The following is a 20,639-nucleotide window of genomic DNA, read 5'->3' on the forward strand; positions in this document are numbered from 1 at the left end:
ACTTAAACCTTGTATAATTCCCCTGATTTTAGTTTGAAGCTTCTCTTTCACTATCCGCCGCGGTTTTAGATAGATAAAACACGACCGAACCTCTCACCTTTTTAAGTAATGACTCTTTATGCCAATTAATGATATTTCGATAGCTGCTAATAAAGGTTCTCGTAAGTTTGGGCTTTTTCATCTACGCCTTTTCTCTATTATTTGTCAGTTAGCTTTACTTTGCGTGCTTGCTGGTATTTTTTATTTATCTCTTACGCCTAATTATTCTGCGACGATCATGAGCTTTGATGGCGCGGATAAAGTTAAACATGCCTTTGCGTATTTTGTTTTAGGGCTGACGGCTTTTGCTGCGCTTCCAAGGAGTTATTTTGTCATAACGTTAGTGGGCTTTTGGGCAATGAGCGGTGGTATTGAGCTATTACAAGGGGCTCAAGCCACGCGTCACGCCTCTTTTTATGATTGGCTAGCGAACTTAACGGGTTTAACTATGGCGTACTTAGTCGCGTTTATGTATCAAAAAAGTCGGGCTACTGCTTAAAGAATGCTTGTATGGTTAGCTTTATTCGAATGGCTAATCATATAAAATAACGGCTAAGAATCGTCTTATCATGAAGGAATAAATAGCCTCTCGCTGTTCATCAAATGATGCTTTTTTTCATATCTTGTCATCCTACCTGCCACCTTTCTTGATCTTCCACTACAGTTTTGACTGTAAACTGTAGTAAAATTACGCTAATTTGTTTTTATACCGATTTATTTTGAATTGAACGAGGTCAGTCCTATGTCAGCTAAGAAGCCAATGGCTCTAGTGATCCTTGACGGTTACGGTTACCGTGAAGACAACCAAGACAACGCAATTGCGAACGCAAATACGCCAGTTTTAGATGGTCTTATTGCAAGCCAACCAAACACTTTAATCTCAGCTTCTGGCTTAGATGTAGGTCTACCTGATGGTCAAATGGGTAACTCTGAAGTAGGTCATACTAACATCGGCGCAGGTCGTGTTGTGTATCAAGATCTTACTCGTATCACTAAGTCGATTGCTGACGGCGAATTCGCTCAAACCGAAGCGCTAGTTAATGCTGTCGATAAAGCGGTTAAAGCGGACAAAGCGGTTCACATCATGGGGCTTATGTCTCCAGGTGGCGTTCACTCTCATGAAGATCATATCTACGCTGCTGTTGAAATGGCTGCGGAACGTGGCGCAGAAAAAATCTACCTGCATGCTTTCTTAGATGGTCGTGATACGCCGCCGCGCAGCGCTGAAAACACGCTAGCACGCTTCCAAGCGCTATTTGCAAAGCTTGGTAAAGGCCGTGTTGCTTCTCTAATTGGTCGTTACTACGCAATGGATCGTGATAACAACTGGGATCGTGTTCAAGAGTCTTACGACCTTCTTACACAAGCGAAAGCAGAGTTCACGTTTGAGACTGCTGTTGCAGGTCTTGAAGCGGCTTACGCTCGTGACGAAAATGATGAATTCGTGAAAGCGACTGAAATCAAAGCGGAAGGCGAAGAGTCTGCCGCTATCGTTGATGGCGATGCGGTTATCTTCATGAACTACCGTGCTGACCGTGCTCGTGAAATTACACGTGCATTCGTTCCTGATTTCGACGGCTTTGCTCGTAACGTATTCCCAGCGATCGATTTCGTGATGCTGACTCAATACGCAGCAGACATTCCACTTCTTTGCGCATTCCCACCGGCTTCTCTAGAGAACACATACGGTGAATGGCTATCTAAAGAAGGTAAAACTCAGCTACGTATTTCAGAAACTGAAAAATACGCGCACGTTACTTTCTTCTTCAACGGCGGTAAAGAAGACGAGTTTGAAGGCGAAGAGCGTCAGCTTGTTGCTTCTCCAAAAGTAGCAACGTACGACTTGCAGCCAGAAATGAGCGCGCCAGAGCTAACTGAAAAGCTTGTTGCTGCAATTAAAGGCGGTAAATACGACGCTATCGTGTGTAACTACCCGAACTGTGACATGGTTGGTCACACTGGTGTTTACGATGCTGCAGTTAAAGCAAGTGAAGCTCTAGATGAGTGTATTGGTAAAGTAGTGGCTGCGATTAAAGAAGTTGACGGTCAATTACTTATCACTGCAGACCACGGTAATGCAGAAATGATGGTTAACCCAGAAACAGGTGGCATCCACACTGCTCACACTAACCTTCCAGTTCCGCTTATCTACGTAGGTAACAAAGACCTTGAGTTTAAAGAAGGCGGTAAGCTTTCTGATTTAGCACCAACTATGCTATCTCTATCTGGTATTGATATCCCGGCAGAAATGTCTGGTGATGTACTAGTAAAATAATGAACGCATAATCGTTCATTATGCTGTCGCTTTGATGGCTTAATATTATGTAAAGCCCCGTATCTTCGTATGCGGGGCTTTTTTATTTCTCCGAGTTTTGCTTCTCGAAGTCTAATAACCACTCTTTGCGACTCATGCCTCCGGTATAACCTGTTAAAGTGCCATTTGCACCAATCACACGATGGCATGGAATTACGATGCTAAAAGGGTTCTTTCCATTTGCCCCGCCAACCGCTCTTACCGCTTTGGGATTTTCCATGCGTTTTGCTTGCTCGCCATAACTAATGGTTTCCCCGTAAGGTATGGTTTGTAATGCAAGCCACGCCGCTTCTTGAAATGGTGTGCCTTTAGAAGAGAGAGGCAAGTCAAAGGCTGTACGAGAACCTGAGAAGTACTCATCAAGCTGCTTGGTAACTTGCTCACATAGTTTGTCTGGGTTTTCAGTAATGGGTTCTTCATGGTTTATATGGTCAATTTCGATGATGGCATCGCCATTACTGATAATCACCATGGTGCCAATAGGTGCCTGATAAACGGCAGTAAAAGTATTCGTGTTCATTGGTTACCTTGGATATTTTAAATGTGAGAGTGGGCAAGTGCTCTCGTTTCACTTTTTTGAATAGCGTATTCTCGGCGTAAGGTTACTCAGCTAAGGCTGCTTTTCGCTCTCTAACTGCAAATAAATAACCAGAAACCCCTCCGGTAATATTGCCTAACGCGATACCAATGAAGAGTCCTTCAATGCTGTATAGGTAACTGCCCAACCAAGCAAAAGGTAAGGTGAAAATGAACAGCCGCATGAAGCTCCACTGGAAAGCTTTTAAAGGCTGATGCATGGCGTTCAGCCCACTGACTAACATCATCACAATGCCTTGGAACCCATAACTAAAAGGTACAACCAACAGGTAATGCCACAATAGATCTCGAACGGTTTCTTCTTGAGAAAATAGGGCTGCAAGTGGAATGCTAAGTGGTACCATCATCAAAAAGATCAATGCTTGGAAAAGTAGTGAAAACCGCATACTGATAAATAAGCCTTGAAAGCTACGTTTAGGGTTATTCGCTCCAAAGTTTTGCGCCATAAAAGGCGTGAGCACAGAGGTTAAAGACATGAGAACCAAAATCAGAATGGACTCAATACGCTGCGCAGCACCATAAGCGGCGACCGCTTCCGTACCGTGTTTGGCGAGCATCATCATAATTATCGCGCCAGCTAATGGGTTCATCGCATTAGATAATGCTGCAGGTGTGCCTATTTTTAAGATAGTACGCCAGTCGTTGATGATTTCATCAAAGCGTGGCAAAGCCAGTAATTTTTCACGCTTGATAAGTACATACAGAGATCCGCAAAGCGCTCCGAACCAACTGAATCCACTGGCAATGGCAGCGCCTTGAATGCCAAGTTCGGGAAACGGACCGTAACCAAAGATAAGTAATGGATCGAGAATGCCATTGATGAACCCTGCCAACATCATGATCTTAGCGGGTGTTTTAGTATCCCCTGTGGCTCGGATAGCACTGTTTCCCGCCATTGGGATCACCAATAACGGGATAGTGATATACCACACTTGCATGTATTGCTTAATGAGTGGAATAAGGTCGGGCTCGGCACCTAGTAACGAAAACAGCGGCTCAATGCTATAAAGCCCAAGAGTCGATGCGAGAATGACTAAGGTGACGGCCAATAACAAACCATGAGTGGTAAAACGAGCAGCATTTGCGGAATTGCCTTGCCCTAAAAGGCGCCCGATACAGGCAGAGATGCCGACGCCAATGCCCATCGTAATGCAGTTTACCGCGAAGGTGACGGGGAAGGTAAAGCTGATCGCCGCCAGGGCTTGTGTGCCGAGCAGCGAAATAAAGAAAGTATCGATAAGATTAAACATCAAGATGGCGATCATGCCGAATACCATCGGAACGGTCATCGTTCTTAATGTTTCAGGTATGGGAGCGGTGAGTAAGCCATGCTTATCTTGCATACTGGTGACCTAACTGCATACTTTGTGAGCCCAACATATCGAAACCATCTAGAACAAAAACGTAGGATACAGGAAGCACTCTTCAGCTCCTAGAAGCAGAGTGTGAGAGTGAACACGCCTTTTCGTTAAATTAATCACACTTTTTCCGTTGCTCCCCCTTGGGATCTAGCGGTTTCTCCCCAACATACTTTACTAATCACATGCCAATATCGGCACTTATCAAATTAAATGGAAATTATCAGGAGAGACGACCAATGAATATCCGTCCATTACACGACCGAGTTATCGTTGAACGCCAAGAAGTTGAATCTAAATCTGCTGGTGGCATTGTCCTAACTGGCTCTGCTGCTGAGAAGTCGACACGTGGTACGATCCTAGCGGTAGGTAAAGGTCGTATTCTTGAAAACGGTAGCGTACAAGCGCTAGATGTTAAGGTTGGCGATACTGTTATTTTTGCAGAAGGCTACGGCACTAAAACTGAAAAAATCGACGGTAAAGAAGTTCTTATCATGTCTGAAAACGACATCATGGCGATCGTAGAGTAATCCGCGCCACATACATTGAACTGACTGAATAAAGAATTTTAAAGGAAATTAAGATGGCTGCTAAAGACGTTAAATTTGGTAATGACGCACGTATTAAAATGCTAGAAGGTGTAAACGTTCTGGCTGACGCTGTAAAAGTAACGCTAGGTCCTAAAGGTCGTAACGTTGTTTTAGATAAATCATTTGGCGCACCAACAATCACTAAAGATGGTGTTTCAGTTGCACGTGAAATCGAACTTGAAGACAAGTTCCAAAACATGGGCGCACAAATGGTTAAAGAAGTGGCTTCGCAAGCGAATGATGCGGCGGGCGACGGAACAACAACAGCAACAGTATTGGCTCAATCTATCATTGCTGAAGGTCTAAAAGCGGTTGCTGCTGGCATGAACCCAATGGATCTTAAGCGCGGCATCGACAAAGCAGTTATTGCTGCAGTTGAAGAGCTAAAGAACCTTTCTGTTCCATGTTCAGACACTAAAGCTATCGCGCAAGTAGGTACTATTTCTGCGAACTCTGATTCAACAGTGGGTAACATCATTGCTGAAGCGATGGAAAAAGTAGGTCGTGATGGCGTTATCACGGTTGAAGAAGGTCAGGCTCTACAAGATGAGCTAGACGTAGTTGAAGGTATGCAGTTCGACCGCGGTTACCTATCTCCTTACTTCATTAACAACCAAGAAGCGGGTTCTGTTGATCTAGAAAGCCCATTCATTCTTCTTATCGACAAGAAAGTATCAAACATCCGTGAACTTCTTCCGACTCTAGAAGCGGTTGCTAAAGCATCTCGTCCACTTCTAATCATCGCTGAAGATGTAGAAGGCGAAGCTCTAGCAACTCTAGTTGTGAACAACATGCGTGGCATCGTTAAAGTAGCCGCTGTTAAAGCGCCTGGTTTCGGTGACCGTCGTAAAGCAATGCTTCAAGATATCGCTATCCTAACTGGCGGTACTGTGATCTCTGAAGAGATCGGTCTAGACCTTGAGAAAGTAACGCTAGAAGACCTAGGTCAAGCTAAGCGCATTACTATCACAAAAGAAAACTCAACTATCATTGATGGTGCGGGTGATGAAGTGATGATCAAAGGTCGTGTTGCTCAAATTCGTCAACAAATCGAAGATGCGACGTCTGACTACGACAAAGAGAAACTTCAAGAGCGCGTAGCTAAACTAGCTGGCGGTGTTGCAGTAATCAAAGTTGGCGCAGCAACTGAAGTTGAAATGAAAGAGAAGAAAGACCGTGTTGAAGATGCACTTCACGCGACTCGCGCTGCTGTTGAAGAAGGTGTGGTTGCTGGTGGTGGTGTTGCACTTATCCGCGCTGCGTCTAAAGTTGCTGGCCTTGAAGGCGACAACGAAGAGCAAAACGTAGGTATCCGCGTTGCACTACGTGCAATGGAATCACCAATTCGTCAAATCACTAAGAATGCTGGTGATGAAGAATCGGTTGTTGCTAACAACGTTCGTGCTGGTGAAGGTAACTACGGTTACAACGCGGCTACTGGCGAATACGGTGACATGATTGCAATGGGTATCCTAGATCCAACTAAGGTAACGCGTTCTGCACTTCAGTTCGCAGCATCAGTTGCAGGTCTTATGATCACAACAGAAGCGATGATCACTGATAAGCCTCAAGACTCAGCTCCTGCAATGCCTGATATGGGTGGCATGGGCGGTATGGGTGGCATGGGCGGTATGATGTAATCCTCCCATAGGCTAACCATTTATACTGGCTACTTAAATCAAAGCTGACAGTATAGATAAGCTTATATGAATAGAAACCGAAGCAGCGATGCTTCGGTTTTTTTATCTTTATTAATCTAATATTCGTATTTTGTTCTATAAAAAATTGCGCATGCTTGAAACGGTGTTTATATTCAAAAGGCAGTTATGACATTGGTCTAACATGGATGGCTGTTATATAAAGCAAAATAACTATCTGATTGATAATTAAAATATCATCGAATTCAATTAAGTCAGTGGAGACTCCCAATGAAAAAATTACTTTCAGTTCTAGCGATATCTGCCGCAGTAGCAGCACCGGTAGCAATGGCATCTACGCCAGTTATGTTTTCGTCAGTGAATGATTTTAATGCACCGGCAGAAAGTAAAGTGTCAGGAGTGCGTGTCGCTGCACTTCATGGTCAAGTTGATGAAGTGAAAGGGTTAGATCTCGCAATTGTGGGCATGTCTGAAACGCAAAAAACCACAGGTGTAAACCTAGGCTTCTTTGGTGCGTCGAAAGTAAACCAAGAAATGACAGGTGCATCACTGGGCTTTTTTAACTGGAATACAGGTAAAGCAACGGGTCTTAACCTTGGTGCAGTAAACATTACTAATGATGTACAAGGTGCCAACGTGAGTTTCGTTAACTATTCTGAAGGTGACACTATGGTGGATGTTGGCGCTGCGAATATTTCAGAAGTATCGACGGTTCAGGTGGGTGTATTTAATAAGACGACCAAAATTGAAGGTGTGCAAGTGGGGTTGATTAACTGTGCCGATAATGGCTTTTTCCCTTGTTTCCCTATTATAAACTTTGCGAAGTAGTTGATAAGTAAGACAGACTTTTTATACCAAGCTTAGTTATACAAATTTCTGCTATAGAAACTGTAGTTATAATATTTCGATTACAAACAGCTCAGAGATGTTTCTGGGCTGTTTTTCTATGTGCTTTATATGATTGAAGAATAAAGGCTACTTTCTACTTTTCCCTTTTCTCATCCATTTTTGATGGACGCCTCTACGCAGGCTCTGAAAGCTATTTTCAACTTTATCAACACCGAGCAAGATAGAAAGCATCAACAGAGTGATCAAAATAGATTGCTGTAAATGATTCAGTGCGATCATCATGCCTAAAGCCGCTAATACCCAAATAATGGCAGCAGAAGTGACACCATGAATTTTGCCATTTAGCGTCATCATCACACCTGCCCCCAAGAAGCCGACACCTGTAATGATCTGACCAAGTACTCGAGCTTGATCTAAGGAGTTCGGGGACAAACTAATAGCCATCGTTAGGAAGAAATACGTGCCCATGATAATTAGGATGGACGTTCTTATTCCTACTGGTTTTCCTCGTGTCTGTCTTTCAATCCCAATTAGTGCACCACATAGCATGCAAGTGGCTAAAGCCGCCCAGCTAAAAGGGGTGAGATCCAATAATTGTTCAATCGATAGCGACATAGTCTCCTCCAAAGGTCAGCCATTAACTTGTAGCAATAAGAAAATGGGGGAGTATGCAGATATTAGACCCGCCTATCGAACAAAAAATTTTAATCCAGACGATTAAATGACAGTTTTCTCTTTGAGGTAATTACCGTACTTTAAGCCGTTTTTTCGGTTTTTAAGTTGTATTTACTAGTGGTTTTAGCTTGTTTCATGACTTATGAAGAACTGAAATCATATGCCTCTTTTCTTGTTGATAAAGTTCGCAGAGTTAATGTATTTGTTTGATATATTTGTGGAATAATGGGCTAATCTTATTTAAAAGCTTAATAGAAAGCCTGAGGCTGATCATTGATGGATTTAGTTACCCGATTATTAACTATATTATTGCTGCTAGTAAGCTTTTCAAGTTGGTCACTCGAGCTTGAATACGGTCGTTATAACGTAAATGCTTATTCACATGCCGATTGTATTGATACCGTTTGTCGAATCGATTTTGAAGAAACCTATGCTTCAACTCCAGCAGTCTTTTTTATGGATACAGTCGGCTTTCAAAATGAAAAAGATGCTCCCTCAGCAATTAGGATCTTAACCGTCACTGATACCTACGTTGAGTTTGAACAACAGTACCCGCCAAATTCAAGAGCTCCAGCGGATATGGAGCAAGTACCAATGATGGTCATTGATTATTTAGTTATCGAACATGGTGTGCATGATTTCGATGGCGTCAAAGTCCTCGTAGGTTCTGTTAATACTGCTCGCTATAGAACTAAAATTAATAACTCTGACCCTACTAATAATAGGGATAGTAGGGTCAGAGCATTTTATGCAACTGAATCTTCGAATGAGATACTTTCTTTTTCAAGTACTCCTGCGATCTTGCACCAAGTCCAAACGGTGAATAACCCAGATGATTTATGGCTTACCTCTGTTGTTCCTAGAGTAACGAGGAACAATTTTGATATTGCGTTAGAGCGATTAGAGATAGATGGTAGAAAGTCTTTAGCGAATCGAGATTATCCCCAACAACCAGAAGAAATTGCTTACCTTGCCGCCGTAGGGCAAGGAGAAAAAGATGGCATAAAATTTCAAATCAGAAACCAGCAAACGTCTAGTTCACTAAGTTCAAGTAACCCAGTTACTCAAGGCTGTGAAACTTTTGCAACTTATGATGAGCTTGATGTTGTCCCCGTTATTATAGGAAAGATGAATTCAAGACAAGGTAATAATGGTGCCTTTGTTCGACGATGTCGGCTTGAAACTGCGCGGGCGAGCTTTATGGTTGATGAAGATCAGGACCTTGACTCTGAGCGAGGCCATGTGGCAGAACGAATTGGTTTTATTTTGTTTGAAGTTCCGTTTGAAGTGAATCAATGTACTCAGTTTACTGGGGCAGCTCAAACTTGGAGCTCTGATGGTGAAATTGACTTGGGCACTAGTGTCATTATTGAGGGTTCTGTTCCTGATGGTCGCGTGGGATTTGATAATTTGACTCAACCTGATTGGGGAAGCGGAAACCCTAAGTTCTGTGATGGTTATCGATGTGCCACTGACTCGTCATTAAAAGTCCCCCAATACAATTTTGCTTCTTACACTCCGGGTAATGGTGTATTGAACCCTGCCGATGGGGATGTACTTGTTCCTGGTCAGTACAAAAAAATTAGCATCAAAGGTGGTAGAACGGTCACGTTGAGCAGCGGTGATTATTTTATGGAGGACTTTCTAGTAACCGGAGGAGCAACCGTTCTTGTAAGAGGTGACGTCAGAATCCATTCTCATAAAATAGAGTTGTCAGGAGATTCCTCGATTAACTACAGCACTGCAGGGGGAGCTGTAACAACGACTCCTAATCAATTGCATTTGATATCTCACGGTATAGACACAAACGTCGACTATTTAAATTTGAACAATAATAACTCGGTTAAGAATGGGGTTTATGTCTCAGGTTCGGCAAAAGCGGCGGCATTTATAATTTCAGAATCACTTATTGATATCAATGGAGGGCAGAGTATTGTTTATGGCGCTGCAGCTTCATTATATTTAAAAATGTATAACACTGGACAGCTACTCGGTGACATTTCCAGTTGTAATGAAGTGTCAGTACAAGAAATGCTTATTAGCCCTACTTCAGCTTCAGAAATTATTGATAGTGCCGTTGCCGTAACTTTTTCCATCGTGGATAGCGAAGGAGCGGTAGATAGTTCAGTCTATGGCAACCTTAACCTTACTCACTCTGGTGGTTCAGATGTTTGCTGGAAATCTTCGGAGGCTGGTGCTTGTATTTCAGATACCTCATCTGTCCCAATTTCAGCGGGTATTGTTACTTATTATTTATATTCAAGCGTTGAAGTTGATGTAAACATTACTGCTACTTGGGTTGAAAAGGACACGGTGACTGACAGTGCTGGAGTTTATTCTTTTGTAAATAACGGCTATGTCTTTGAACCAAGCCCTTTAAGAATGATAGCAGGGCAAGATACGACCGCCACGATTAAAGCCGTAGACAGTAGTGGGAATGTCATTACTGACTATGACGGAGCGAAAGTTTTATCGATAAGTGAAACTTCAAAGATAACCCCCTCCACAGGAACGTATGACGCAACACTATTAACTCAAAATGTAACGTTTATAGCTGGAGAAGCGCAAGTAACCGTTAATTATGTCGATGCGGGGCAAGTAAGCCTTTCGATACAAGAGGCTAGCGATGGGTTTAAGGGAGACATGCTTGTCTATTCAAGACCTCATACCTTTGCAATCTGTAATATCACCTCTACAGGGTTGAATGCTGGTTATAACGGTACTACGACTTTAGGTAATGGTTTCGCCAAAGCGGGTGAGTCATTTAGCGTTACGATTAAACCGGTTAGGTGGTTGGGTACCGCTATTTCTGGCGATAGCTCCGGAGATGGAGATAATGATGTTGTTGCAGATGCACTATGTTCTAAGAGTACGACTCCGAACTATTACACTGATGGAGCCTTGTTTGCTGGGGTTAACATATCTCATGCATTGCATACTCCATTAGGAGGTCAACCCGGTAATTTAACGGGTGAAGCAACTTATAGCTTTGCTAATACAGGGCAGGCAAAAGATGGTCTCATCATTAATGGTTTGAGCTGGAGCGAGGTGGGTAGTTTATGGCTTCAAGCCGATTATTCTGACTATATGCTAGGTGCGGTAGAGCAAGGCGTTGCAGCTATTGGGCGTTTTTACCCAGATCACTTCTCACTAAAATCTGGTGTGGTAAATGAAGGTCAATCTGACTTCACTTATATGCTTCAAGGATATAGCGCGGCATTTGAAGTTGAGGCACAAAATGCTGCAGGAACGGTGACTCAAAACTATGAGTCCTTTGCTTATGATATTTTCAATGCGAGCAACAACAACCGCATGACAATACAGCTTAAAGCTATCGATGCGAGTCAAACGTCACCTGCAGAAAATGATCTTACTAGCCGCATTGATATGGACTCGATAGCGACTGGTTGGGAATCTGATTGGTCTAGTGGCACGTTAGGTATTAGCGCTTCTACTTTGATATTCAATAAAATAGAAACATCATCTTCGCCGTTAAAAACGACACCTGATGGACCGTATCGAGTACAAATGGGATTGGAAGTAAACTCAGGAAGTATAGATTGTGCCACGATAGGCTGCACCTATTTTGATAGCACCGACGCCTATCGAAATGATGGCTCAGGCGATAAAGATATTAGAACTTTGCCAGAAGAGTTGGATATGCGATACGGCCGAATGCGTATATCGAATGTTGGTGGAAACACAGCTTCCGAATTGCCGGTTCCGCTAACGGTTGAATATTGGGATAGTAATCGCTTTGAAACGAATACACTAGACGATGATAGCGCGTTTAATGGCGCTAATTATTGTAGGACAATTATTTGGTCTGAAGGCGGAGCATCGTTAGCAAGCTTCACTTCTGGGGTGAATAATGTAACTAATGGTCTTAGCAGTGATTTAATGGCTCAACAAAACCAAGTTAGTGATGCAGCACGGGAACAAGTTAAATTATGGCTGCGTATTGGTCAGGCACCTAGTACATTTGAAAATGGACAAACTTGTGTAGGTTCAGATGCTGGTGGGTTGGAGTACTTACATTACAATTGGGATGGACGTGGGGATGAAAACCCAACTGCAGTTGTAACATTTGGTATATACAGAGGTAATGATAGGATCATTTTCCGTGGTGAACCTGGAATGTACTAAAAGCTTTTCCCCATGTAATGAATAAGTATTAATTCTTATTTTCGCTGTGCCTTTTTAGTGGCACAGCAAGTTCCCAAATGACTCACTCTAAGTGCAGATCGAGTGGCGTCTTACTGGTTCTGCCTCCAATCTCTCTGGTTAGCTTAGGCACTAAGTAGCCAGAGACATTTTCAATCAACCCCGAGAACAAATGCTTGGCTTCCGTGTCTGGAATATAGAAGTGCGCCGCACCTTGAACTTTATCTAACACATGCATGTAATAAGGGAGCACTCCAGCAGAAAAGAGGCTTTCGCTAAGATCTGTCAGTGCCTCAACCGAATTGTTTATCCCTTTAAGCATGACCCCTTGGTTTAGAAGAATCGCACCACTTTGTTTCAGTTTGGATAGTGCCGCTTTTAATTTATGGTCGATTTCATTTGCATGATTAATATGGGTAACAAACACAACTTGAAGGCGAGTGCTTTCCAATGTTTCACAAAGCTCTGCCGTTATTCTTGCTGGTATTACAACGGGTAACCGGCTATGGATACGCAATGTATTGATATGAGGAACCGATTCTATAGCGCTGACTAACCAAGCCAGTTCGCTGTCTTTTGCCATAAGAGGGTCGCCACCAGATAAGATGACCTCATTGATTTCTGGGTGCTCTGCAAAGTATTGAATACTGTCTTTCCAAATCGATTTAGAGCCTTTGTTGTCTTGATAGGGGAAGTGCCTGCGAAAGCAATATCGGCAGTTAATCGCGCATCCGCCTTTTACTATCATCAGAGCTCTATTTTTATATTTGTGCAGAAGTCCAGGCAGCGCATTATTTTGTTCTTCGAGTGGATCCGCTGAATACCCATCGTGCACTTCAAATTCTTCACTTAATGGTAGAACTTGGCGCAACAATGGATCGTGAGGGTTGCCTTTCTCCATCCTCTCAACAAAACTTAGCGGAACTCGTAAAGCAAATAAGTTACGAGCGGCAAAACCTTGCTCCCATGGTGTTGGGTCAATTTCCAATGCTTTAAGCAGTTTTGTCGGGTCTGAGATCGCATTCGATAGTTGTTTGAGCCAGTTTTGCTCAACAGATTCGACTTTTCGGGTTATGATATGCGGCATTGAAATTAACTCAAAGATGTGGAAGAGAAAATCATGGCGTCAGTAAGCACCAATGAATTCAAGGGCGGTTTAAAATTCATGTTAGATAACGAGCCTTGCTCAATTATCGACAACGAATACGTTAAGCCAGGTAAAGGCCAAGCGTTTAACCGTGTAAAACTTCGTAAACTGCTGTCAGGCAAAGTGTTAGAGAAAACATTCAAGTCAGGTGAAAGCTTTGAACTTGCTGATGTTGTCGATATCGAATTAGGCTACCTATACAGCGATGGCGAATTCTACCACTTCATGAACAACGAAACATTTGAGCAAATCGCAGCTGACGTAAAAGCAGTGGGTGATTCAGCTAAATGGCTTGTTGAGAATGATGTTTGTACTCTAACGTTGTGGAATGATAACCCTATCACAGTAACTCCGCCAAACTTTGTTGAGATCGCAGTAACTGAGACAGACCCTGGTCTTAAGGGTGACACTCAAGGTACTGGTGGTAAACCAGCAACTCTAGCAACTGGTGCGGTTGTTCGCGTACCTCTATTCATCGCTATCGGTGAAGTTGTGAAAGTTGACACTCGTACTGGCGAATACGTTGGTCGTGTTAAGTAATCAATTTGATTACAACATGTAGCAATTAAAGCTTTTGTAGAAACTGTTTCTTCAAGGTTATGGTTTATAAAGGTTTTGTTGTAAAGAAAGAAAGGTCACTTTGGTGGCCTTTTTTTGTTTTTGTCTCTTTTCTCAGTTTTGATTTTCAATATATCTATTTATGTGATATTCGGCTAAATCTTATAAATTCCATGAATCTTTCGAATATTCCGTAATGTAATTATTTGTTACATTACCTGTGTTGGCGGTGCATTTTACCTATTCGATTTAACGACATCGTTCAACATAAAGGAAAAAATAATGGAAAATAGAAGCTTAGGACAAAGCCTTAAAGTAGATGAAAGACGTCAATTGCTACACCGTGGTTTAAAATTTGCAGTATTTGGAGTGCCGCTTTTGGCTCTCGGGCTTACCATTAACAGTTCAGTGTTAATGACAGATGCTGGTTATAGCTATGTTCACCAAAACAATATGACGGGTGAACTGGATGTATTCACGGAACCTGGTATTCACTTTCGCATGCCATTTTTATCAAAGATCACTCAGTATGATCAGGTGATCACGGTATCTTTTGGCAATAATATGGGAGAGGACTTTTACCAGAGGCTAGACCCAGTACAAGTTCGTTTTGCGGATACGTATATTGGACAAATCCCAGTCACATTCAGGTTTAAACTCAGTAATGACCCTGAAGCAGTGAAAAAAATGCACCGTGAGTTCCGTAATAACAGTAACTTGATCGATGCTTTATTAGTGAAGAATGCGCGTAATGTGACAGTTATTACCGCAACTCAATACACTGGCGAAGAATTTTTCCAAGGTGGTTTGAACCAGTTCAAATCTAAATTGGGCGACCAATTACGTGAAGGTATTTATTCGACAGAGCGTCGTCAGGTTGAAATTGAACAAATTGATTTAGCTCCCGTCGGAATACAGCAATCGAATGGCAATAAGCTAGAGAAAACCAAGCAGTTAGTGTGGAAAACGGTACCTATTACGGATAAGTCAGGTCATACGATTAGGCAAGAAAATCCGCTTCAGCAATATGGTATCCAAGTGACACAAGTAACGATTGGAGATCCTCAGCCAGAAAAGCAACTTGATCAGTTACTTGCGGATAAGAAACGCTTAGTTGCAGATCGAATTCGAGCGATTCAAGAGCAGGAAACGTCTAAAGCTCAAGCTGAAACTGAACAGTTACGTAAAGAAATTCAACGAACTCGTGAAGTGCAAGATGCTCAACGCCAAAAAGAGTTAGCCATTATATCTCAACAAAAAGATGTTGCGGTTGCTCGTCATATTGCGGAGCGTGAGATTGTTGAAGTCGAGAAAACAAAACATTTGGCTGAAGTTGAGAAAGAGAAAGAATTAGCGATGGCTGAAGCTAATTTGGCGATTCAAAAAGCGAATGCTCTATCGGCGGAATTTGAAGCTAAAGCGATCATTGCGAAAGGTCGCGCTGAAGCGACGATCTTGAAAGAAAAATATGCTGCACTGGGGGCGAACCGAGAGGTTTACCTTGCAGAGCTAAATCGTGATGTGGCAAATGTTTTGTACAATAATTTGCAAAACTTCAAAGTTGAAATGCCACAGAATTACGTAGGCGGAAGCAGTGATGGAGCTTTGAAAAGTAACCTTGATGTGATTACGGCTTTTGGCGCATTAGGTGTGATGGATCAAACTCAGAAAATTACGAAGCAATAACTTAATATTTGCTCATAAATAGAAAGGCTGACGATAGTTCGTCAGCCTTTTTTATTAGAGCTTGTACTGAGTGTTATTAAATCATGAAGATGAAAATAACAGACAGCGCGCTAATTAAGCCTGCAAAGAAGTAGCAGCCTACTTTCCCTGCGACACCTGCATGGATCTTTAAGTCGTGCATACCATGGTGTAAGCGGTGCATTGCATGCCACATAGGCAGTGCTAGCGTCCCGATAATGAATAGTGCACCAATAATGCTGGTGGCAAATTCAGACACACGCTCATAGCTCATTGCATCAGCATCAATGATTCCCATTGGAACCAAAATACCCAAGACTAAAATAGTGATAGGCGTGATCATGGCAAACCATGTACCACCTGCACCGAATAGACCCCACCAGATTGGTTCGTCTGAACGTTGAGGGTGCTTATTCACCGTATTACGGTCAACTTTGTAAGTACTGTTCATCAAATCGTCTCCTACACCACAACCAGAACAACAAGAGAGATAAACGCGACTGCTGCCCATTGGGTCAGTACGATGATTCGCTTATCAACCAGCTTGCCTTTCAATCGAATCGGCATTACTTGCGGCATCATGCTAAAAAAGGTTTGAGCATGAAGTAGGCTACCAGCAAGGGCTATAATGTTAATGCCCACAACTAATGGGTTTGCCATGAAAGAGAGCCATCCTTGCCAAGCTTCTGGCCCTTTCACTAAACACCCCAAACCAAAGGTCAGGAAGATAGTGAATAAGATCAAAGGCAAGACAGTCGCTTCTCGTAGCATGTAGAAGCGGTAGAACGGGTGATTACTCCACCACGTTCTTTTCATCTCACGAACATAAGGTTTACGATTGCTCATCTTACGCTTCCTCCGCCGATTTAACTGGTTTACCGTCTGGCTTAAACATTGAGATTACGAAGTCCATAGAAGAAGCGACTTTACCTTGGTTTACTGCGGCTGCTGGGTCTACCTTTTTAGGGCAAACGTCAGAGCAGTAACCAACAAACGTACAGCCCCAAGCGCCATTCTCACCGTTGATCAATTCCATACGCTCAGCTTGACCGTTATCACGGCTGTCTAAGTTGTATCTATGAGCAAGAGTAAGAGCCGCAGGACCTATAAATTCAGGGTTTAGACCGAATTGAGGACATGCTGCGTAGCAAAGACCACAGTTGATGCAACCTGCGAACTGCTTGTATTTTGCCATTTGCTCTGGCGTTTGGATGTTCGTGCCGTCTTCTGGTGTACGATCATTACCAATGATGTAGGGTTTGATAGCTTCTAAGCGCTCAATGAATGGCGTCATATCGACAATCAAATCTTTCTCAATTGGGAAGTTCGATAGAGGCTCAATTTTTAAACCATCAGGGTAGTCACGTAAGAAACTCTTACAGGCTAGTTTTGGCACGCCGTTGACCATGATGCCGCATGAGCCACAGATAGCCATTCGGCAAGACCAGCGGTAAGACAGATCTTTATCTAGGTTATCCTTGATGTAGCCAATCGCATCTAAGACTGACATCGTTTCATCAAATGGAATCTCAAAGCCTTGAAGGTGAGGCTCTGCGTCTTTTTCTGGATCGTAACGCAGAATGTCTACTTTTTGGATACGGTTCGCTGACATTATGCTTTCTCCTCTTCGCTTATCTCATCTTTCTTTGCACTTTCGCTAGCAGACTTTTCAGATTCTGCGGCTTTCTCGGCTGCAGCAGCTTTCTCTGCGGCTTCACCGTACAAACGAGCTTTAGGTTGAGATTTAGTAATCTTCACGCCGCTGTAATCGATAGTCGGTGCAGAATCTTCTTTGTAGAAAGAAAGAGAGTGTTTAAGGAAGTTCACATCATCACGTTCAGTGCAGTTATCGTCTAAACGTTGGTGTGCGCCGCGAGACTCTTTGCGAAGAATCGCTGAATGCACCATTGCTTCTGCAACTTCTAGCCCGTAGCCCACTTCGATAGCGTAAAGTAGGTCAGTGTTAAACACTTTACCTTTGTCTTTGATGCTGATTTTTTTGTAGCGTGCTTTCAGTTCAGTGATCTTGTCGATGGTTGCTTGCATCAAGTCTTCTTGACGGTAGATGCCACAACCCGCTTCCATGGTATGACCCATTTCAGTTCGAATGTCAGACCAATTTTCATCGCCTTCTTGATTCATCAAACCAGCGATGCGCTCTTCAACGGCTTTGATTTGTTGTGCAATAGCGTCTTCATTCCAGCCTTTGAACTCGGCGGCACGTTTCACGGCTTCTTCACCCGCAACACGGCCAAATACAACGAACTCAGCTAATGAATTAGAGCCTAGGCGGTTTGCACCGTGCAGACCTACAGAAGCACATTCACCAACGGCAAACAGACCTTTAATGCGAGTTTCACAAGTACCGTTAGTTTCAATGCCACCCATGGTGTAATGAACCGTTGGACGAATTGGAATTGGCTCTTTTGCTGGATCGACGTTTACGTAAGCTTTTGCTAGTTCACAAATGAAAGGCAGACGCTCTTGTAGGTATTCCTCACCAAGGTGGCGAAGATCTAGGTGGACGACATCACCAAGCGGATGCTTAATGGTGTTGCCTTTTTGTTGTTCATGCCAGAACGCTTGCGACACTTTGTCACGAGGTCCTAGTTCCATGTATTTGTTCTTTGGTTCGCCGACAGGAGTTTCAGGACCCATACCGTAATCTTGCAAGTAACGGTAGCCGTTCTTGTTGACGATAATACCGCCTTCACCACGGCAACCTTCTGTCATCAAAATACCTGTACCAGGAAGACCTGTTGGGTGGTATTGAACGAACTCCATGTCACGCAGAGGTACACCATGACGATAAGCCATTGCCATACCGTCGCCAGTTACAATACCGCCGTTAGTGTTGCAATGATAAACACGACCTGCGCCACCAGTTGCAAGAACAACTGATTTTGCTTTGATAGTAACAAGCTCACCTTCAGACATATGAATAGCGATAAGACCTTGGATTTCACCGTCTTCGCCGTTCTCATCTTTTTCAACAATGAGGTCTACCACAAAGTACTCGTCAAATCGTTTGATTTGGTCGTACTTCATCGAAGTCTGGAACAGAGTATGAAGCATATGGAAGCCGGTTTTATCCGCCGCAAACCACGTTCTTTCTACTTTCATGCCGCCGAATCGGCGTACGTTAACTTCCCCGTTTTCTTTACGACTCCATGGGCAACCCCATTGCTCCATTTGGATCATTTCGCGAGTCGAGTTTTCAACAAAGTATTCAACAACATCCTGTTCACATAGCCAATCACCACCGCCAACTGTATCGTTGAAGTGGTTATCTAAGCTATCTTCGTCCTTGATTACTGCTGCTGAACCGCCCTCGGCTGCAACAGTGTGCGAGCGCATTGGGTAAACTTTAGAAATAAGGGCTACTTCTAAATCAGGGTTAGCTTCAGCCGCTGCAATAGCAGTACGAAGACCGGCGCCGCCTGCGCCGATGACTGCGATATCTGTGGTGATTACCTTCACAGTTATCCTCCAGTGTGTGATGCGGAATTTTCCGCTTGTTATTATAAAAAGCCAATTTAGGGAGAATGAAACAGCATTAGCCGTATATCACCCCTAAGCCTTAAGTGGTAGGTTCAGTGTAAGAGAGGAGTGGATTGGAAAAGTTGATGCATTTGGGTTTTTAGGTCGGTAATGCATATGGAGGCATAGAAATTATAGGTTATGTGACTGCAATCACGGCAATGAATTGTTGAAAACGATTAACCCGCAGGCGTGGTGTTAACGGCTTGTTGAGTATGATTTTTGTTATCAATGTTGATGTGAAAACTGTATTGATGATTGTATTGTAGAACGTAATTTTCTGGCTTCATTAAAACAACATTTTGCTTTCATTTGTAGAAAGATAGAAGCTTACAAAAGAGATGAAAGGTGGTAATTTCATCGCCTAGAATTCAGTGATATGGAACTTAATAATGCACTCTACATGGCAACCAGCAGCAACCATTAAGCAGTTAAAGCAACGTGCTGATATCCTTAGTCAAATTCGCCAGTTCTTTACAGAAAGAAACGTGATGGAAGTGGATACACCAGCGATGAGTCACGCCACTGTGACGGACGTGCATTTACATACTTTCAAAACTGAATTCGTAGGACCGGGTTATGCGCATGGTCAGCCGCTGTTCTTTATGACTAGCCCTGAGTTTCATATGAAACGACTGCTAGCGGCAAGCAGTGGCTGTATCTATCAGATTTGTAAGTCTTTCCGTAACGAAGAAAACGGTCGTTATCACAACCCTGAATTCACTATGTTGGAGTGGTATCGCGTTGGTTTCAATCATCATGATTTGATGGATGAAATGGATTCACTCTTACAGCAAGTCTTGAAGTGCGGAAGTGCACAGCGAATGACGTATCAGCAAGCTTTTGTGGATTTGCTGGGTGTGTGCCCATTAGAAGCGTCTATGGATGAATTGAAGCAAGTCGCAGCGCCACTAGGGCTTCGTGATATAGCCGATCCTGAACAAGATAGAGATACTTTGTTACAGCTACTTTTCAGTATGGGGGTCGAACCTAAGATTGGTCAGGTTGTTCCTACGTTTATCTTTGATTTCCCAGCTTCACAAGCGGCTCTTGCTAAAATAAACGCTCATGACTCGCGTGTTGCTGATCGTTTTGAGGTCTATTTTAAAGGCATCGAATTAGCTAATGGTTTCCATGAATTGGACAACCCACAAGAACAGCTTAAGCGTTTTGAAGAAGATAATGTGAAACGGTTAGAAATGGGGTTAGCTGCTCAGCCAATCGATCATCATTTGATAGAGGCGCTAAAAGCAGGTTTGCCTGAATGTGCAGGGGTAGCTTTAGGTATTGATCGCTTAATCATGCTGGCGTTAGGGTATGATCATATTGATGATGTCACAGCGTTCCCTTTCCCTAGGTCATAATGATTTAGCTCATTAGCTCATTAGCTCATTAGTTCTATGGTGGCTTTTGAGTAACGAGTCTCACTAAAAGCAGACAATGGCA

At 43.0% G+C, this 20,639-nt stretch carries 17 protein-coding genes; 9 read left to right on the forward strand and 8 right to left on the reverse strand.

The window, feature by feature from the left end; genetic code table 11:
• Nucleotides 1-118 precede the first annotated feature (118 nt).
• Together OCU78_RS01165 and gpmM are read left to right on the forward strand one after the other, a co-directional pair.
• Nucleotides 119-538 (forward strand): VanZ family protein, encoded by a 420-nt coding sequence (locus OCU78_RS01165; RefSeq protein ID WP_218941045.1) that lies wholly within the window; start codon nucleotides 119-121, stop codon nucleotides 536-538.
• Between the two features lie 243 nt (nucleotides 539-781).
• The gene (gene gpmM / locus OCU78_RS01170) at nucleotides 782-2,314 is read left to right on the forward strand and encodes a 2,3-bisphosphoglycerate-independent phosphoglycerate mutase (protein WP_137374059.1); all 1,533 of its coding nucleotides are present in this window, start codon (nucleotides 782-784) and stop codon (nucleotides 2,312-2,314) included.
• 82 nt (nucleotides 2,315-2,396) lie between these two features.
• Here gpmM and OCU78_RS01175 read toward each other — a convergent pair whose 3' ends face one another.
• Nucleotides 2,397-2,873, reverse strand: a complete 477-nt coding sequence (locus OCU78_RS01175) for a methylated-DNA--[protein]-cysteine S-methyltransferase (protein ID WP_137374060.1) — start codon at nucleotides 2,871-2,873, stop codon at nucleotides 2,397-2,399.
• An 82-nt stretch (nucleotides 2,874-2,955) separates the two neighbouring features.
• Entirely contained in the window at nucleotides 2,956-4,293 is a 1,338-nt protein-coding gene (locus tag OCU78_RS01180) for an MATE family efflux transporter (protein ID WP_137374061.1), read from the reverse strand.
• A gap of 254 nt (nucleotides 4,294-4,547) precedes the next feature.
• Here OCU78_RS01180 and OCU78_RS01185 point away from each other — a divergent pair, with 254 nt between their 5' ends.
• The 3 genes from OCU78_RS01185 (at nucleotide 4,548) to OCU78_RS01195 (ending at nucleotide 7,384) form a co-directional block, all read left to right on the forward strand.
• On the forward strand, nucleotides 4,548-4,838 hold the full coding sequence (locus OCU78_RS01185; RefSeq protein WP_137374062.1) for a co-chaperone GroES: 291 nt from the start codon (nucleotides 4,548-4,550) through the stop codon (nucleotides 4,836-4,838).
• A gap of 53 nt (nucleotides 4,839-4,891) precedes the next feature.
• On the forward strand, nucleotides 4,892-6,538 hold the full coding sequence (gene groL / locus OCU78_RS01190; RefSeq protein WP_137374063.1) for a chaperonin GroEL: 1,647 nt from the start codon (nucleotides 4,892-4,894) through the stop codon (nucleotides 6,536-6,538).
• Between the two features lie 288 nt (nucleotides 6,539-6,826).
• Entirely contained in the window at nucleotides 6,827-7,384 is a 558-nt protein-coding gene (locus tag OCU78_RS01195; RefSeq protein WP_137374064.1) for a VC2662 family protein, read from the forward strand.
• Nucleotides 7,385-7,531: 147 nt separating this feature from the next.
• Here OCU78_RS01195 and OCU78_RS01200 read toward each other — a convergent pair whose 3' ends face one another.
• Complete coding sequence (locus OCU78_RS01200) at nucleotides 7,532-8,020, reverse strand: MgtC/SapB family protein (RefSeq protein WP_137374065.1); 489 nt, start codon at nucleotides 8,018-8,020, stop codon at nucleotides 7,532-7,534.
• Nucleotides 8,021-8,356: 336 nt separating this feature from the next.
• Here OCU78_RS01200 and OCU78_RS01205 point away from each other — a divergent pair, with 336 nt between their 5' ends.
• Entirely contained in the window at nucleotides 8,357-12,226 is a 3,870-nt protein-coding gene (locus OCU78_RS01205) for a DUF6701 domain-containing protein (protein WP_137374066.1), read from the forward strand.
• A gap of 82 nt (nucleotides 12,227-12,308) precedes the next feature.
• Here OCU78_RS01205 and epmB read toward each other — a convergent pair whose 3' ends face one another.
• Nucleotides 12,309-13,331: an EF-P beta-lysylation protein EpmB gene (gene epmB, locus OCU78_RS01210; RefSeq protein WP_137374067.1), complete on the reverse strand. Its 1,023-nt coding sequence runs from the start codon at nucleotides 13,329-13,331 to the stop codon at nucleotides 12,309-12,311.
• Between the two features lie 33 nt (nucleotides 13,332-13,364).
• Between epmB and efp the strand changes: the two genes are divergently transcribed.
• Together efp and OCU78_RS01220 are read left to right on the forward strand one after the other, a co-directional pair.
• Nucleotides 13,365-13,931 (forward strand): elongation factor P, encoded by a 567-nt coding sequence (efp, locus tag OCU78_RS01215; protein WP_137374068.1) that lies wholly within the window; start codon nucleotides 13,365-13,367, stop codon nucleotides 13,929-13,931.
• Between the two features lie 300 nt (nucleotides 13,932-14,231).
• Nucleotides 14,232-15,635 (forward strand): SPFH domain-containing protein, encoded by a 1,404-nt coding sequence (locus OCU78_RS01220; protein WP_137374069.1) that lies wholly within the window; start codon nucleotides 14,232-14,234, stop codon nucleotides 15,633-15,635.
• 76 nt (nucleotides 15,636-15,711) lie between these two features.
• Here OCU78_RS01220 and frdD read toward each other — a convergent pair whose 3' ends face one another.
• The 4 genes from frdD to frdA are packed head-to-tail and all read right to left on the reverse strand — an operon-like array spanning nucleotide 15,712 to nucleotide 19,133.
• On the reverse strand, nucleotides 15,712-16,104 hold the full coding sequence (gene frdD, locus OCU78_RS01225) for a fumarate reductase subunit FrdD (protein WP_137374070.1): 393 nt from the start codon (nucleotides 16,102-16,104) through the stop codon (nucleotides 15,712-15,714).
• 11 nt (nucleotides 16,105-16,115) lie between these two features.
• On the reverse strand, nucleotides 16,116-16,499 hold the full coding sequence (gene frdC / locus OCU78_RS01230) for a fumarate reductase subunit FrdC (protein WP_137374071.1): 384 nt from the start codon (nucleotides 16,497-16,499) through the stop codon (nucleotides 16,116-16,118).
• Between the two features lies 1 nt (nucleotide 16,500).
• A complete protein-coding gene (locus OCU78_RS01235) occupies nucleotides 16,501-17,265 on the reverse strand; it encodes a succinate dehydrogenase/fumarate reductase iron-sulfur subunit (RefSeq protein ID WP_137374072.1) in 765 nt (254 codons plus the stop codon).
• Nucleotides 17,265-19,133, reverse strand: a complete 1,869-nt coding sequence (frdA, locus tag OCU78_RS01240) for a fumarate reductase (quinol) flavoprotein subunit (protein WP_137374073.1) — start codon at nucleotides 19,131-19,133, stop codon at nucleotides 17,265-17,267. The genes OCU78_RS01235 and frdA overlap by 1 nt, the downstream gene beginning before the upstream one ends.
• Nucleotides 19,134-19,585: 452 nt before the next feature.
• Between frdA and epmA the strand changes: the two genes are divergently transcribed.
• Nucleotides 19,586-20,557: an elongation factor P--(R)-beta-lysine ligase gene (epmA, locus tag OCU78_RS01245; protein WP_137374074.1), complete on the forward strand. Its 972-nt coding sequence runs from the start codon at nucleotides 19,586-19,588 to the stop codon at nucleotides 20,555-20,557.
• The last annotated feature ends 82 nt before the right edge of the window (nucleotides 20,558-20,639 follow it).

Origin of the sequence: Vibrio gallaecicus, assembly GCF_024347495.1 — a bacterium.
Taxonomy (GTDB): Bacteria; Pseudomonadota; Gammaproteobacteria; order Enterobacterales; family Vibrionaceae; genus Vibrio; species Vibrio gallaecicus.

Bases quoted from the DNA above. Each gene is read 5' to 3' on its own strand.
- frdD (WP_137374070.1), bottom strand. From the start codon at position 16,104: ATGAACAGTACTTACAAAGTTGACCGTAATACGGTGAATAAGCACCCT.
- gpmM (WP_137374059.1), top strand. From the start codon at position 782: ATGTCAGCTAAGAAGCCAATGGCTCTAGTGATCCTTGACGGTTACGGT.
- groL (WP_137374063.1), top strand. From the start codon at position 4,892: ATGGCTGCTAAAGACGTTAAATTTGGTAATGACGCACGTATTAAAATG.
- efp (WP_137374068.1), top strand. From the start codon at position 13,365: ATGGCGTCAGTAAGCACCAATGAATTCAAGGGCGGTTTAAAATTCATG.
- OCU78_RS01220 (WP_137374069.1), top strand. From the start codon at position 14,232: ATGGAAAATAGAAGCTTAGGACAAAGCCTTAAAGTAGATGAAAGACGT.
- OCU78_RS01205 (WP_137374066.1), top strand. From the start codon at position 8,357: ATGGATTTAGTTACCCGATTATTAACTATATTATTGCTGCTAGTAAGC.
- OCU78_RS01195 (WP_137374064.1), top strand. From the start codon at position 6,827: ATGAAAAAATTACTTTCAGTTCTAGCGATATCTGCCGCAGTAGCAGCA.
- epmB (WP_137374067.1), bottom strand. From the start codon at position 13,331: ATGCCGCATATCATAACCCGAAAAGTCGAATCTGTTGAGCAAAACTGG.
- OCU78_RS01175 (WP_137374060.1), bottom strand. From the start codon at position 2,873: ATGAACACGAATACTTTTACTGCCGTTTATCAGGCACCTATTGGCACC.
- OCU78_RS01165 (WP_218941045.1), top strand. From the start codon at position 119: ATGCCAATTAATGATATTTCGATAGCTGCTAATAAAGGTTCTCGTAAG.
- OCU78_RS01235 (WP_137374072.1), bottom strand. From the start codon at position 17,265: ATGTCAGCGAACCGTATCCAAAAAGTAGACATTCTGCGTTACGATCCA.
- OCU78_RS01185 (WP_137374062.1), top strand. From the start codon at position 4,548: ATGAATATCCGTCCATTACACGACCGAGTTATCGTTGAACGCCAAGAA.
- OCU78_RS01200 (WP_137374065.1), bottom strand. From the start codon at position 8,020: ATGTCGCTATCGATTGAACAATTATTGGATCTCACCCCTTTTAGCTGG.
- OCU78_RS01180 (WP_137374061.1), bottom strand. From the start codon at position 4,293: ATGCAAGATAAGCATGGCTTACTCACCGCTCCCATACCTGAAACATTA.
- epmA (WP_137374074.1), top strand. From the start codon at position 19,586: ATGCACTCTACATGGCAACCAGCAGCAACCATTAAGCAGTTAAAGCAA.
- frdC (WP_137374071.1), bottom strand. From the start codon at position 16,499: ATGAGCAATCGTAAACCTTATGTTCGTGAGATGAAAAGAACGTGGTGG.